This window comes from Allobosea eneae (genome assembly GCF_042657265.1).
GTDB classification, from domain to species: Bacteria; Pseudomonadota; Alphaproteobacteria; order Rhizobiales; family Beijerinckiaceae; genus Allobosea; species Allobosea eneae.
The window spans coordinates 195,145-205,750 of sequence record NZ_JBHSLW010000028.1; the positions used below are offsets into that span (position 1 = coordinate 195,145).

Here is a 10,606-nt window from a genome sequence, read left to right on the forward strand (position 1 = left end):
ACACCTATGGCGAGCAATTGGACCAAGCAGGCGATCATTTTCGCGCTCAGAGAGCGGGGGACGACCGCTGCGCAGCTTGCAGAGAAAGCTGGGATTAGCCGTTTCACCGTGTATGGCGGCATGGAGCGACCATCTCCAAGGGTGCATACCCTCATTTCTGCAGCATTGGGTGTGCCGCGGCAGGAGATTTGGCCCCAGTTCTACGACGAGGCCGGCAATCGCACCGGGCTGATCCGCGCCAAGAGGGCAGCCTGATGACTAGCGCACCAGGAAGCCCGCTTTTCCTTGCTGAGATCGCGGCGATCGACGCTTCCAAGCGGCTTCGACCGACGGATCCTGCTCGGGTCGAGGCGCTGGCAGCGTCAATGAATGAGGTTGGGCAGCAACAGCCTATCGTCGTGCGGCCGCGAACGGATGGGGCCAATGGGCTGACCTTGGTCGCGGGCGCCCATCGTCTCGAAGCCGCGGCCCTGCTCGGCTGGCCGGAGATCGCTGCGATCTGGGTCAATCCTTCCGAGGCTGAAGCGCGCCTGATCGAGATTGACGAGAATCTGATCCGCAATGAACTCAGCGAGATCGACCGCGCCGTTTCCCTCGCGGAGCGCAAGCGCATCTATGAGGCGCTCCATCCTGAAACGAAGCATGGCGGGAAGCGTCCGAAGGCCCTCAAGGATCAAGTCGTAAACTTTACGACTTGGTCGCGCTTCTCCAAGGATGCCGCCAAACGGATCGGCCTCTCCGAGAGCACAGTTCAGAAGGCGGTGCGGCTCGCCGTCGCGCTGTCGCCGGATGCGATTGCTCTCATCCGCGGAACTGCCCTCGCAGATAACGGCACGCATCTCAAAGAGCTGGCCGCTCTGCCGCCCGATCAACAGGTCAAGCTCGCCCGCGAGATCTCCGAAGGCCGCGCCTCCAATCTGGCAAAGGCCAGGGTCACCTCCGGCATGGTGCCGGAGGGCGGCGCCGTCCGCGAGGAGGAACGCCTCCTTGCGAAGATCGAGCCGATGCTGCCGCGCATGTCGCTCGCCGACCTGCAGGCGCTCTCCGCCATGGTCGCCAGCCGCATTGCAGCGCTGACCCTGCCGGCCAAGCCCGCCCGCGCCAAGAAGGGCGGTGCGGCATGAACGCGCTCGCTCCCGAAATTCTGAAGGCTCGCCTAGATGTCGCGCTCAGTCTCTTCGAGGCCGGAGGGCTCGAGCGGTTCTTCGCATGGATCGAAGCCGAAGATCTCACCGGCTGCGCGGCAGAGCTTCTGCTCGTCGAAGCGATCCTTCAGGCTGTTTCCGAGGGCGGCGAGCTCACGGGCGTCATCGTATTGTTAGCGGATACCTTTCGCGACCGCCTCACGGAGGCGCGAGATGGCCTCGTTTGAGCCTGCCTTCGTCAGTTCGTCGCGGCCATCGGCATCCATCCCGATGCGATGGATCAGGTTGTCGACGCTGGTGTCCTTGCCGCTCTCGGCGACCTTGAGTACCGCGTGTGCGAGCACGTTGGCCCACATCAAGGCACCGCCTTTCGCGATCATCCTGGCATTTCCAGCGAGTATGCCGGCGGCGGTCTCTTCAGGCGTCTTCGTCATTCCGGTTTCCTCCGATGGGGTGAGTCGTGTCTCCCATCATGGCGGAAGCACGCGCGGCGGGGTCAATCCCCCCGGTCCCGCCGCGCGTCGCAGCCGTGGAGGTACGGCATGAAACCCGACCAGGTCGGCGACTTCTTGGTGCGCTTCCTGTCCGTCAGCCTGATGATGGATCAAGCGACAAAACCGGTTCCACGCGGCTCTGCGCCCCCAGCAGCCGGTGCGATCGAGGAGGCGCGCCGTAGCATGTTCGAGCTGCGCGGCGAAGCCCGCCAGCTCATCATTCGACTGAATGAAGAAGCCGCGGCTGCGGCCAATGGGCCCGTCGCCCAAGCTGCACCTGTCCTCAGTCATGGACGTAGACCGTCCTGGTGGCAGGATGGCGAAGTCCGGGATTTGGTCACCCGTCTCCATCGCCTACTGGAAATCGATCAGGCTGTAGCGCTGTGCCGGAAGCGCTTTGGGATCGAGCGCGCACCCAGCCGATCGTCGCTGAACCGCTACTGGATGAAGCTCGACAGCCTGGCGAGGGAGAGCCGCCGTTGAAGCTCTGGCTGACCTCCTCCGAGATCGCGGAACTGACGCTCCCCGGCCTGCCGGCGACTGATCGCGGCGTCCGAATGCTCGCCGAGCGCGAGGACTGGGCGCGCTTCTCGGCGCTGTGCCGTCAGCGAGCCGGCCGCGGCGGTGGGCTCGAATATCACGTCAACCTGCTGCCGGTCGGGGCGCGTATCGCCTATTTCGGTGCAGAGGCTCCCGCGCCGACAGCTGGCGAGGCGATCCAGGCGGCGCCCGAGCCCGCGCCGGGCACGACCGGCAGGGCCACGCTGCAGCTCGACGGGCGGCTTGCCGTGCTCGCCGCGCTGAAAGCCTTCATCCGCGCATCCGAGATGAAGCAGACGGTCGCGATCAGCTATTTCGTCGACCTCTACAACCTTGGAAAGATCGACGTTCCGACCTGGACGACGCAGCTGCTTCCGCGCCTCGCGACACGCACGGTGCTGCGCTGGCTGTCACTGTCCCGGGAGGGCGAGAGCGAGCGCCTGGCGGTCGACAAGGGCGCGGCAAGGCGTGGGCAGGGCGTGCTCGACAGCGCCTTTGACGGCGAGATCAAGCACTTCACGCTGGCGCTCTACAGCTACAACGACCTCTATACTGCCCGGCAGCTCTATGAGGCGGTGGACGGCAAGTTCGGCCCGCAATTGGCGGCCATCGGCCAGAAACTTCCCGGGCAGCGCGCCTTCGAGATCCGCTTCAACGCCTGGCGCGAGGAATACGCCGCCGGACTCCTGCAGATGACCGATCCGGACGCGTTCAGGTCGAGAATGCGCGTCTCCGGCTCCTACGATTACATGGCGCCGCATCTCAATGCCCTCTGGCAGATAGACGCCTCGCCGGTCGACGCGCTCTGCGTCGACGGCCGCCACTCGATCTATGTCTGCATCGACGTCTGGTCGCGCCGGCTGATCCTCTACATCTCGAAGACGCCGCGCTCCGAGGCCGTGCAGCTGCTGATGCGCAAGGCGATCCTCGTTTGGGGCCTGCCGGATGCCGTGAAGACCGATAACGGCTCGGATTTCGTCGCCAGAGCGACCGTGCGCCTCTTCGACAAGCTCCAGATCGAGGCTATCCGCTCGGATGCCTTCTCGCCGCACCAGAAGGGCTATGTGGAGCGGCATATCCGCACCTTCCAGACCGATTGCTCCCGCACGCTACCCGGTTTCATCGGTCACAGCGTCGCCGACCGAAAGCGGATCGAAGGCCGCAAGGCCTTCGCCCAGCGGCTCGGCCAGCAGCAGAACGACGCCTTCAGCGTCACAATGACCGGCGCCGAGCTGCAGGCCGAATGCGACGCCTGGGCGGAGCGGCTCTACGCCATGCGCGAGCATCGCGGCATCGGCAAGATGACGCCCTTCGCCCGTGCGGCCGCCTCGACGCGCACGATCCGGACCGTCGACCCCGACGCGCTCGCGACGCTGCTTATGCAGGCGCCGGACAAGGAAGGCATCCGCACCGTCGGCAAGAAGGGCGTGCAGATCGGCCAGTACCACTATCTGGCGCCAGGCCTGATCGTCGGCGAACGGGTCTTCGTCCGGCTCGATCCGCACGACGCGGGCGTGATCTGGCTGTTCGACCCCGAGAGTGATCGCCTGCTGGCGCGCGGCATCAACTCCGATCGCGAAGGTGTTGATCGGGCCGCGCTGGTCGCCGAGACGCGCGCCCTGCAGAAGCGCGCCATCGACGAGAAGATGAAAGAGGTTCGCGCCGCCAAGCGCAGCGTGACCGAGCGCACCGTGCTCGACCTGCGTCACCAGCGCGCGGCGGCACTGGCCGGCAATCTGGTCGCCTTCCCGCAGCGCGCCGAGTCCCATAGCACGCCAGCCCTGGACGCTGGCATGGAGGTCGCAGCCATGCGCCGCGGCGACGCGCCGAAGGCTCGGCCGCTCACCGAGGCCGAAAACCGCATCCAGGCGGAGCTCGAAGCTGCGGAGACCCCCGCACCCACTCAGCGCCCGTCGAATGTCCGGCGCCTGCGTCAGCAAGAAACGCCGCAGCAGCTCTATCGGAAATGGCTGGCGCTGCATGCGCGGCTTGAAGCGGCCGAACCGATCACGCCGGACGAGGCCGCCTTCTACGGCAGTTTCGCGGGCAGCTCGGCCAAGAAGTCCCTCGACCCTCTCTACCAAGAATACGGCGACGCGGCGTTGCGGTGAGCCGAGCCGACAAAAAAGGCCCCGAAAGCAGGGCCGCTCGACGAAATCAGGATGGAACGATGAACGCTCACACTGCTGAAATCAGACCCGACATTCCCATCGGCCGGCGCCCGCCGGCCCTGCTCAAGAACGTCATCGCCATGATGGGGCTCGTGCAGACTATGCGCGACCGCAGCCCCGATGACGATGTCTTCGGCTGCTTCTACGGTTATTCCGGCTACGGCAAGACCGAGGCGACCCGCTTCGCCCAGATCAAGACCGGCGGCGCCCATCTCGAAATCGGCGTGAGCTGGACCAAGAAGGACCTGGTCTCGAACATCCTGTTCGAGCTCGGGGTGCTGAAGCCGAAGGGCACGCTCTCGGAGCTGACCCGGCAGGCGATCGAGCTGCTTTCTCAGCCGGACCATCCGCCGATCTTCGTCGACGAGGCGGACAAGCTCGTCGACCGTGGCATGATCGAGAACCTGCGCGAGATCGCCGACAAGTCGAAAGCGCCCTTCATCTTCGTCGGCGAGGAGGCCCTGCCGGACAAGTTGAGCCGGGTCGAGCGGGTGTACGGCCGCGTTATCTCCTGGGTGCCGGCGCAGCCGGTCGACCTGGAAGATTGCCGCAAGCTCGCCCAGCGCGCCGGCGTCGTTGTCGATGACGAGGTACTGGAGACCATCCGGCGCGCCTCCGAAGGCCGGGCTCGCATCGTCGTCTCCAATCTCAACCTCGCCCGCCAGTTCTCGGCGGAACGCGGCTTGCCCGGGCTCGTCGCCGGCGGCGGCTTGCCTGACTTCATCAACGGCAAGCATCCGCCGCGCGTGCGGAGGTTCGGCTGATGGCCTCGACCGTGCCCAATCCCGAGGCCGGGCGGCTGGCCTATTGGCGGATCATGACCGGCCTGCAGACGCATTACGGTGATTTCACCTCGCGCGTGGTGGTCGATATCGCCGGCGTCGGCCACCGCAAGACGATCGAGAACTATCTCGCCTTCCTGCTGGCCGAGAAGGTCGTCCGGATCACCGGCAGCGATCAGCGCGGCGCCGCCGCGACGCATCGCTATCGCATCATCAACCACGGCGAGGCTCCGCCGCTGCGTCGCGGCGACAGCAGTCTTGGTCAGCGCCAGCAGGCGCTCTGGACGGCGATGCGCTCGCTGAGCCAGTTTCGGGCCTCGGTTCTTGCCGAGGCGGCCTCGACCGATACTTGCGTCATCGCCCGCGAGACCGCCTCGGGCTATGTCGCCGACCTCCTTCGGGCCGGCTATCTCGCGATTGCCGGCAGCGCCCCGGAGCGCAAGCAGACGCTGATCTATCGGCTTGTCCGCAACACCGGCCCCCGCGCTCCGATTGTGATGCGGCCGGAGAGCGCCTGCTTCGATCTCAACCTGATGCAGGTGGTTAACCTTAACACCCGCCTAGCAGCCGCGAGGGCGGCATGAGCGCCAAGCCCGATCAGGTCGCTCGCGCCCGCATCGCGTGGGGCGAGGCGATGCCGCCCGAAGTACTGGCGCTCGCACAGGCCTGCAAGGCGCAGACCTCGCGCGCCGTGGCCCGCCGTCTCGGCTACTCCGATGCCGTCATCAGCCATGTGCTGGCGAAGAAGTACCCCGGCGATGTCGCCAAGGTCTTCGTCACCATCCGCGGGTCGCTGATGGGCGAGACGGTCGACTGCCCCGAGCTCGGCGAGCTGCGCCGCGATCAATGCCTGCGCAACCAGGCCAAGCCCTTCTCCTCGAACAACTCCGCCAGCGCCCGGCTTTTCCACGCCTGCAAGACCTGCCTCAACCGCCAGCAGAAGGATGCCGCCTGATGATCCGCGCCGGAGCCAAGCTCGCTTTTCTCACCTTCGTTCCGCTCGGCGGCTTCATGGCCGGGGCGATGTTCCATATCGTCAAGCAGACCGAGGTCTATGCCTTCTTCCTGCTCTCCGGCGTCGCCATCAGCCTGGTCGGCTGCTTCGCCTTCGCCGGCCTGGAACGCGACGAGGCCGAGCGCCACGGCCGCAATCTGGGCCGGGCGCCGACCCTGCCGGGCCGGGAGGGCTGAGCCATGCAGGCAACGCCTCTCTCGGCCGATCTGCGCGAGCTGCGCGACCTGTTCCGGACCTATGTCGCCTCCCATCAGCGGCCGACGATCGATGCCTGCCGCGATCTCACGGTGTCGCTGTGCCTTCTCGCCGAAAAGGCTGAGCGCCTCGAGAAGCGCGCGGCCGACGCCGACGAGATGGAGGCGATCGCCCGCGATCTCGACGTCGTTGCCAGCGCGGCCGCCTCGCCCTCGCTGCAGCAGGCGCTGAGGGCGCAGCAAGCCGAGATCCAGCGCCAGCTGGACGGTGGCAGGCCGGTCCATGTCGCGCGTCCCGGCCTTGCCGCCCTGGCCATTGCGATCGGCGACAGCAACGTCGTCAGCTTCCCGCGCGCCCCGCGCCCGGCCGGCCGCGACGACGGAGGCCACGCGGCATGAGCGAGCGCCACGTCACCTTCGACATCATCGTCGAGGCGGTCAGCGCGGTCTCGGGACTGTCGCGTCGAGAGATGATGGCGGAAGGCCGAACCACAAGCGAGCGCGCCCAGGCCCGATACGCCTGCTGGTGGCTGGTCGAGAAGATGACCGAGCTGGGGCCCGGCACCATCGGCCGCCTGTCCGGCAACCGCGATCACGCGACAATCGTCGCCGGCCAGCGACGGGCCGAGGAGTTGCGCGCGTCAAGCCCGGATTTCCGGGCTTCGACCGATGCTCTCCTGGCGACGCTGCTGGCGCTCGAAGGTGCCGGCATGCTGCGCCTTGCCGAAACGGCCGACCCGATCGCCGCCGCGCGCCGCGTCCTCGCGGCTCCGGAACGCGAGGCCGTCCGCGTCTCGACGTTCGAGATCATCGCCATGTCCCGGCTCATCGTCGACCAGGCCCATGGCGACCCTTCCCAGCCTTCAACCCAGGAGACCGTCGATGTCTGAGACCACGCCTGCCCTGTCCTCCATCGCCAGCGGCATCGTCGATGTCGGTGGGCATCCGCACATGCGCGACGCGAAGGGCCGCCTCGTCCCGGTCGAGCTGGTGAAGCCGGCCGACAAGCTCGAAGACGAGATGGTGCGCAAAGTCATGGCCTTCGCGCTCGATCTCTCGGCCCAGGTCGCCCGCTTCAAGGAACATACCTTCGCCGATCTCAACGGCTTCCAGCAGCTGCTCGAGCAGGAGTATGGCGCCCGCGCCGGCGGCGAGAAGGGCAACGTCACCTTTCAGACGGTCGACGGCCTGATGCAGGTCAAGGTCCAGATCGCCAACCTGATCGAATTCGGGCCGCAGTTGCAGCAGGCGAAGTCGTTGATCGACGAATGCTTGCTCGAATGGGGAGCCGACGCCCGCCCCGAGATCAAAGCCATCGTCACCAGCGCCTTCTCGGTCGAGAAGGAAGGCCAGATCAACCAGGCCAACCTGTTCCTGCTGCTCAAGCTCGATATCGTCGAAGAGCGCTGGACCCGAGCCATGACGGCGATCCGCGACGCGATCCGGATCACTGGCACGAAAGAGTACGTGCGCTTTTACCGGCGCCGGCGCCCGCAAGATCGCTTCGAGACGGTCACGATCGACCTAGCGGCGGCGTGAGGGAGGCAGGCGTGGCACCTTTTCGCGCATATTGCTGGCGTGGCGGCGTCATCGAATTCGGCCGCCGGATCCCGGAAGGCGCTTTGCCTGTCGATCAGGGTAGCGAACGCTCGGTTCGTCGCCGCGTCGAGCCCTTGGCTCGGCATGCCTATGACGGCAAGACGCTGCTCGTGCCCGGTATTCCCGAGGCCGAGGACGATGACGCGGCCCTGGCGGCCTATGAGCGCTTTAAGCGCATTCTGGACCGTAAGCGGGCAAATGTCCGCCTACCGCGCACCCGGCGCATCTCGATCTTCGCCGAGGCCGGCTGACATGACCGTCCTCCTCTCCCGCGCCCGTGAAGGTCAGTGCCGCTGGATCGTCTGCGACGGCGCTCCAGCCGCTCGCGGCGAGCCGCGCGACATCTTCGGCGGTCGCCGTGTCTGCGGCGCTGCGGCCTCCCTGCCGACCTCCTACTGCGCCGAGCACCGCCTGCGCGTCTACGACCGCGCGCCGGAGATCAGGATCGGCAGCGACTTCACCAGCCGCCGCGCCCCGCCGGCGCTCGACCAGCAGCCGGAGTTGACGGAGATCTTCGGATGAGGGCGCTCATCGCCTGCGAGCGCTCCGGTATCGTCCGGCGGGCCTTCGCCGCCCGCGGACACGATGCCTGGTCGTGCGATCTTGTCCCGGCGGATGACGGGAGCAATCGCCATTATGTTGGCGATGCCCGCGATCTGCTGGATGACCGCTGGGACCTGCTGATCGTCGCACATCCGCCTTGCACCCGGCTGTGCAACAGCGGCGTCCGCTGGCTCTCGGTGCCGCCCGCGGGCCGCACGCTCGATGACATGTGGCGCGACCTCGACGACGGCGCCGAGCTGTTCTCCGCCTTCTGGAATGCGCCGATCGAGCGCATCTGCGTCGAGAACCCGGTGATGCATCGCCATGCCAAGGCGAGGATTGCGAACTATCGCGAGCCGGCCCAGAGCGTGCAGCCCTGGCAGTTCGGCCATGGCGAGGTGAAGCGCACCTGCTTCTGGCTGAAAAACCTGCCGCCACTGGCGCCCACGCTGATCGTGCCCGGCCGCGAGGCGCGCGTGCATCGTCATACCGGCTGGGGCCAACGTGGCCTTGATCGCGCCCGCGAGCGCTCCCGCTTCTTCCCCGGCATCGCCGCCGCCATGGCCGAACAGTGGGGCGACCTCGACGGCCTCAGCCCCTTTCAACGCGAACTCTTTGAGGTGCCGACATGACCGCCTCCCGCTTCTCCTTCGATCAGCTCGCGACGGCTGCCGAGCGCGAAGTCCGCTTCCGCGAGCGTGTTTACGCCCATCAGGTGCAGATCAACCGCATGAGCCAAGCCAAAGCGGACGAGGAGATCGCCCTGATGAAGGCGATCGCCACGCACTTGCGCGAGCAGGCGCAGCGAGATGGCCTGTTCGGGAGCGCCGGCCAATGACCGAGAAGATCTCGCTGCGCCAGCAGATCGAGGCCGTGCGCTTCGCCGAGACGCGCCAGCGCACGATCATGGGCGGCGGCACGCTGCGGGAGCTCCGCCCTCCGCGCGAGGCAGAATACGACATGCAGCGCCTCGGCGCGGCAGCGCGCACGCTCGAATGGCTCCAGTCGCACGAGCCCGAGGTCCGCAAGCTGCTGGAGATCCCGGCCGAGCGCCGGAAGCTGCTCTGGGACCACATGACCGAGGTTGCCGAGCTGCTCGACAGCAAGGCGGTGAAGCCGGCCGGTGAGGAAGGGCAGCCCTGATGGTCGCCTACTCCTTCCAGAAGCGCTTCGCCCAGGCGATCGCCGGCGGGCATCCCGCCACCGGCATCGTCAAGCGCCAGACCATCCGGGCGCCCCGCAAGCGCCATGCCCGGCCGGGTGAGCCGCTGCAGCTCTACCAGGGCATGCGAACGAAGCACTGCCGCAAGATCATCGCGGATCCCGTCTGCGTCGAAGTGCGCCCGCTCGAGCTCTTCATCGCTCGCGGCTATGTCCGCTTCACGGATACCGGCGAGTCCTTCGGCATCACGGCGATGCTCGATGACTTCGCCCGCCAGGACGGCTTCCTGCACTGGGCGGACCTGCAGGCCTTCTGGCAGGCCGAGCATCCGCAGGCCTCCGACCCGGAGATGGCCTTCATGGGCGTGCTGATCCGCTGGGAGCCGGCGCGATGATGGGCCTGACGCCACGCCAAGCCGACTGCCTGGCCTTCATTCGCAAGCGCCTCAAGGCCGGCGCAGTCGCGCCGTCATACGAGGAGATCGCGGGCCATCTCTGCATCGTCAAGAGCAACGCGCATCGCATGGTCCATGCGCTGGCGGAGCGCGGGCATATCCGGATGATCCGCAATCGCGAGCGCTCGATCGCCTTGGTCGAGGATGGCATGACGAAGCCCATGGAGGCCGGGCTCGCCTTGCTTGCGCGCATCACCGGCAAGAGCCGCGACCAGCTCGTCGCCCAGGCGGTCGAGGAGTTCCTCGAGCGGCAGGTGCGGCGATGACCTGGCGCTTTGGCGACCTCACTCCGATGTCGTTCGACTTCGTCATGGTGGACTTCCCATGGCGCTTCGAGGCGTGGAGCGAGGCCGGCAAAAAGCAAAAGGCACCGGAGGCGCACTACAAAACGCTGTCCATCGAGCAGTGCGGCCTTCCCGATCGCCGACCTCGGCCGCGGCGATGCCCTCTACTGGATCTGGGCCACGCACCCCATGATCGATCAGCAGATCAGCCTCTGTCGCCGGC

General features: G+C 66.9%; 20 protein-coding genes and 1 pseudogene. 20 read left to right on the forward strand and 1 reads right to left on the reverse strand.

What is annotated here, in order from left to right:
• The first annotated feature begins 6 nt into the window (after nt 1-6).
• Genes ACFPOB_RS17885 through ACFPOB_RS17895 form a run of 3 tightly spaced genes read left to right on the forward strand, consistent with a single transcriptional unit; the run spans nt 7 to nt 1,372 of the window.
• Nucleotides 7-255: a helix-turn-helix domain-containing protein gene (locus ACFPOB_RS17885; RefSeq protein WP_377799759.1), complete on the forward strand. Its 249-nt coding sequence runs from the start codon at nt 7-9 to the stop codon at nt 253-255.
• Nucleotides 255-1,124 carry a ParB/RepB/Spo0J family partition protein gene (locus ACFPOB_RS17890; protein WP_377799760.1) on the forward strand — a complete coding sequence of 290 codons (870 nt, stop codon included), beginning with the start codon at nt 255-257 and terminating at the stop codon, nt 1,122-1,124. The genes ACFPOB_RS17885 and ACFPOB_RS17890 overlap by 1 nt, the downstream gene beginning before the upstream one ends.
• Nucleotides 1,121-1,372 carry a hypothetical protein gene (locus tag ACFPOB_RS17895; RefSeq protein ID WP_377799761.1) on the forward strand — a complete coding sequence of 84 codons (252 nt, stop codon included), beginning with the start codon at nt 1,121-1,123 and terminating at the stop codon, nt 1,370-1,372. Before ACFPOB_RS17890 ends, ACFPOB_RS17895 begins: the two co-directional genes overlap by 4 nt.
• Here ACFPOB_RS17895 and ACFPOB_RS17900 read toward each other — a convergent pair.
• Nucleotides 1,319-1,579, reverse strand: a complete 261-nt coding sequence (locus ACFPOB_RS17900) for a hypothetical protein (protein ID WP_377799762.1) — start codon at nt 1,577-1,579, stop codon at nt 1,319-1,321. The genes ACFPOB_RS17895 and ACFPOB_RS17900 overlap by 54 nt on opposite strands.
• Before the next feature lie 108 nt (nt 1,580-1,687).
• Between ACFPOB_RS17900 and ACFPOB_RS17905 the strand changes: the two genes are divergently transcribed.
• The 17 genes and pseudogenes from ACFPOB_RS17905 to ACFPOB_RS17985 all read left to right on the forward strand — a co-directional run.
• Complete coding sequence (locus tag ACFPOB_RS17905) at nt 1,688-2,122, forward strand: hypothetical protein (RefSeq protein WP_377799763.1); 435 nt, start codon at nt 1,688-1,690, stop codon at nt 2,120-2,122.
• Nucleotides 2,119-4,290, forward strand: coding sequence for a transposase (locus tag ACFPOB_RS17910; RefSeq protein ID WP_377799764.1), 2,172 nt, complete (start codon nt 2,119-2,121; stop codon nt 4,288-4,290). The genes ACFPOB_RS17905 and ACFPOB_RS17910 overlap by 4 nt, the downstream gene beginning before the upstream one ends.
• 59 nt (nt 4,291-4,349) lie before the next feature.
• Nucleotides 4,350-5,114: an AAA family ATPase gene (locus ACFPOB_RS17915; RefSeq protein WP_377799765.1), complete on the forward strand. Its 765-nt coding sequence runs from the start codon at nt 4,350-4,352 to the stop codon at nt 5,112-5,114.
• Nucleotides 5,114-5,716, forward strand: coding sequence for a hypothetical protein (locus ACFPOB_RS17920; protein WP_377799766.1), 603 nt, complete (start codon nt 5,114-5,116; stop codon nt 5,714-5,716). Before ACFPOB_RS17915 ends, ACFPOB_RS17920 begins: the two co-directional genes overlap by 1 nt.
• Nucleotides 5,713-6,087, forward strand: coding sequence for a transcriptional regulator (locus ACFPOB_RS17925; protein ID WP_377799767.1), 375 nt, complete (start codon nt 5,713-5,715; stop codon nt 6,085-6,087). Before ACFPOB_RS17920 ends, ACFPOB_RS17925 begins: the two co-directional genes overlap by 4 nt.
• On the forward strand, nt 6,087-6,323 hold the full coding sequence (locus ACFPOB_RS17930) for a hypothetical protein (protein WP_377799768.1): 237 nt from the start codon (nt 6,087-6,089) through the stop codon (nt 6,321-6,323). The genes ACFPOB_RS17925 and ACFPOB_RS17930 overlap by 1 nt, the downstream gene beginning before the upstream one ends.
• Before the next feature lie 3 nt (nt 6,324-6,326).
• On the forward strand, nt 6,327-6,740 hold the full coding sequence (locus ACFPOB_RS17935; RefSeq protein ID WP_377799769.1) for a hypothetical protein: 414 nt from the start codon (nt 6,327-6,329) through the stop codon (nt 6,738-6,740).
• Nucleotides 6,737-7,231, forward strand: a complete 495-nt coding sequence (locus tag ACFPOB_RS17940; RefSeq protein ID WP_377799770.1) for a helix-turn-helix domain-containing protein — start codon at nt 6,737-6,739, stop codon at nt 7,229-7,231. The genes ACFPOB_RS17935 and ACFPOB_RS17940 overlap by 4 nt, the downstream gene beginning before the upstream one ends.
• Nucleotides 7,224-7,880 carry a DUF3164 family protein gene (locus tag ACFPOB_RS17945; protein ID WP_377799771.1) on the forward strand — a complete coding sequence of 219 codons (657 nt, stop codon included), beginning with the start codon at nt 7,224-7,226 and terminating at the stop codon, nt 7,878-7,880. Before ACFPOB_RS17940 ends, ACFPOB_RS17945 begins: the two co-directional genes overlap by 8 nt.
• An 11-nt stretch (nt 7,881-7,891) precedes the next feature.
• On the forward strand, nt 7,892-8,191 hold the full coding sequence (locus ACFPOB_RS17950) for a hypothetical protein (RefSeq protein WP_377799772.1): 300 nt from the start codon (nt 7,892-7,894) through the stop codon (nt 8,189-8,191).
• 1 nt (nt 8,192) lies between these two features.
• A complete protein-coding gene (locus ACFPOB_RS17955; protein WP_377799773.1) occupies nt 8,193-8,462 on the forward strand; it encodes a hypothetical protein in 270 nt (89 codons plus the stop codon).
• Nucleotides 8,459-9,115 (forward strand): hypothetical protein, encoded by a 657-nt coding sequence (locus tag ACFPOB_RS17960; protein WP_377799774.1) that lies wholly within the window; start codon nt 8,459-8,461, stop codon nt 9,113-9,115. Before ACFPOB_RS17955 ends, ACFPOB_RS17960 begins: the two co-directional genes overlap by 4 nt.
• Nucleotides 9,112-9,321 (forward strand): hypothetical protein, encoded by a 210-nt coding sequence (locus ACFPOB_RS17965; RefSeq protein ID WP_377799775.1) that lies wholly within the window; start codon nt 9,112-9,114, stop codon nt 9,319-9,321. The genes ACFPOB_RS17960 and ACFPOB_RS17965 overlap by 4 nt, the downstream gene beginning before the upstream one ends.
• Nucleotides 9,318-9,626 carry a hypothetical protein gene (locus ACFPOB_RS17970; protein WP_377799776.1) on the forward strand — a complete coding sequence of 103 codons (309 nt, stop codon included), beginning with the start codon at nt 9,318-9,320 and terminating at the stop codon, nt 9,624-9,626. Before ACFPOB_RS17965 ends, ACFPOB_RS17970 begins: the two co-directional genes overlap by 4 nt.
• Entirely contained in the window at nt 9,626-10,039 is a 414-nt protein-coding gene (locus ACFPOB_RS17975) for an ASCH domain-containing protein (RefSeq protein WP_377799777.1), read from the forward strand. Before ACFPOB_RS17970 ends, ACFPOB_RS17975 begins: the two co-directional genes overlap by 1 nt.
• Nucleotides 10,036-10,365: a LexA family protein gene (locus tag ACFPOB_RS17980; protein WP_377799778.1), complete on the forward strand. Its 330-nt coding sequence runs from the start codon at nt 10,036-10,038 to the stop codon at nt 10,363-10,365. Before ACFPOB_RS17975 ends, ACFPOB_RS17980 begins: the two co-directional genes overlap by 4 nt.
• Nucleotides 10,362-10,606: pseudogene (locus ACFPOB_RS17985) on the forward strand (hypothetical protein); the annotation flags it as partial. The gene ACFPOB_RS17980 and the pseudogene ACFPOB_RS17985, both read left to right, overlap by 4 nt.

Excerpts from the sequence above, each read along its gene's own strand:
- ACFPOB_RS17900 (WP_377799762.1), bottom strand. The coding sequence starts at position 1,579 with ATGACGAAGACGCCTGAAGAGACCGCCGCCGGCATACTCGCTGGAAAT.
- ACFPOB_RS17925 (WP_377799767.1), top strand. The coding sequence starts at position 5,713 with ATGAGCGCCAAGCCCGATCAGGTCGCTCGCGCCCGCATCGCGTGGGGC.
- ACFPOB_RS17980 (WP_377799778.1), top strand. The coding sequence starts at position 10,036 with ATGATGGGCCTGACGCCACGCCAAGCCGACTGCCTGGCCTTCATTCGC.
- ACFPOB_RS17960 (WP_377799774.1), top strand. The coding sequence starts at position 8,459 with ATGAGGGCGCTCATCGCCTGCGAGCGCTCCGGTATCGTCCGGCGGGCC.
- ACFPOB_RS17915 (WP_377799765.1), top strand. The coding sequence starts at position 4,350 with ATGAACGCTCACACTGCTGAAATCAGACCCGACATTCCCATCGGCCGG.
- ACFPOB_RS17955 (WP_377799773.1), top strand. The coding sequence starts at position 8,193 with ATGACCGTCCTCCTCTCCCGCGCCCGTGAAGGTCAGTGCCGCTGGATC.
- ACFPOB_RS17970 (WP_377799776.1), top strand. The coding sequence starts at position 9,318 with ATGACCGAGAAGATCTCGCTGCGCCAGCAGATCGAGGCCGTGCGCTTC.
- ACFPOB_RS17965 (WP_377799775.1), top strand. The coding sequence starts at position 9,112 with ATGACCGCCTCCCGCTTCTCCTTCGATCAGCTCGCGACGGCTGCCGAG.
- ACFPOB_RS17905 (WP_377799763.1), top strand. The coding sequence starts at position 1,688 with ATGAAACCCGACCAGGTCGGCGACTTCTTGGTGCGCTTCCTGTCCGTC.
- ACFPOB_RS17945 (WP_377799771.1), top strand. The coding sequence starts at position 7,224 with ATGTCTGAGACCACGCCTGCCCTGTCCTCCATCGCCAGCGGCATCGTC.
- ACFPOB_RS17895 (WP_377799761.1), top strand. The coding sequence starts at position 1,121 with ATGAACGCGCTCGCTCCCGAAATTCTGAAGGCTCGCCTAGATGTCGCG.
- ACFPOB_RS17890 (WP_377799760.1), top strand. The coding sequence starts at position 255 with ATGACTAGCGCACCAGGAAGCCCGCTTTTCCTTGCTGAGATCGCGGCG.
- ACFPOB_RS17885 (WP_377799759.1), top strand. The coding sequence starts at position 7 with ATGGCGAGCAATTGGACCAAGCAGGCGATCATTTTCGCGCTCAGAGAG.
- ACFPOB_RS17920 (WP_377799766.1), top strand. The coding sequence starts at position 5,114 with ATGGCCTCGACCGTGCCCAATCCCGAGGCCGGGCGGCTGGCCTATTGG.
- ACFPOB_RS17935 (WP_377799769.1), top strand. The coding sequence starts at position 6,327 with ATGCAGGCAACGCCTCTCTCGGCCGATCTGCGCGAGCTGCGCGACCTG.
- ACFPOB_RS17975 (WP_377799777.1), top strand. The coding sequence starts at position 9,626 with ATGGTCGCCTACTCCTTCCAGAAGCGCTTCGCCCAGGCGATCGCCGGC.
- ACFPOB_RS17940 (WP_377799770.1), top strand. The coding sequence starts at position 6,737 with ATGAGCGAGCGCCACGTCACCTTCGACATCATCGTCGAGGCGGTCAGC.
- ACFPOB_RS17930 (WP_377799768.1), top strand. The coding sequence starts at position 6,087 with ATGATCCGCGCCGGAGCCAAGCTCGCTTTTCTCACCTTCGTTCCGCTC.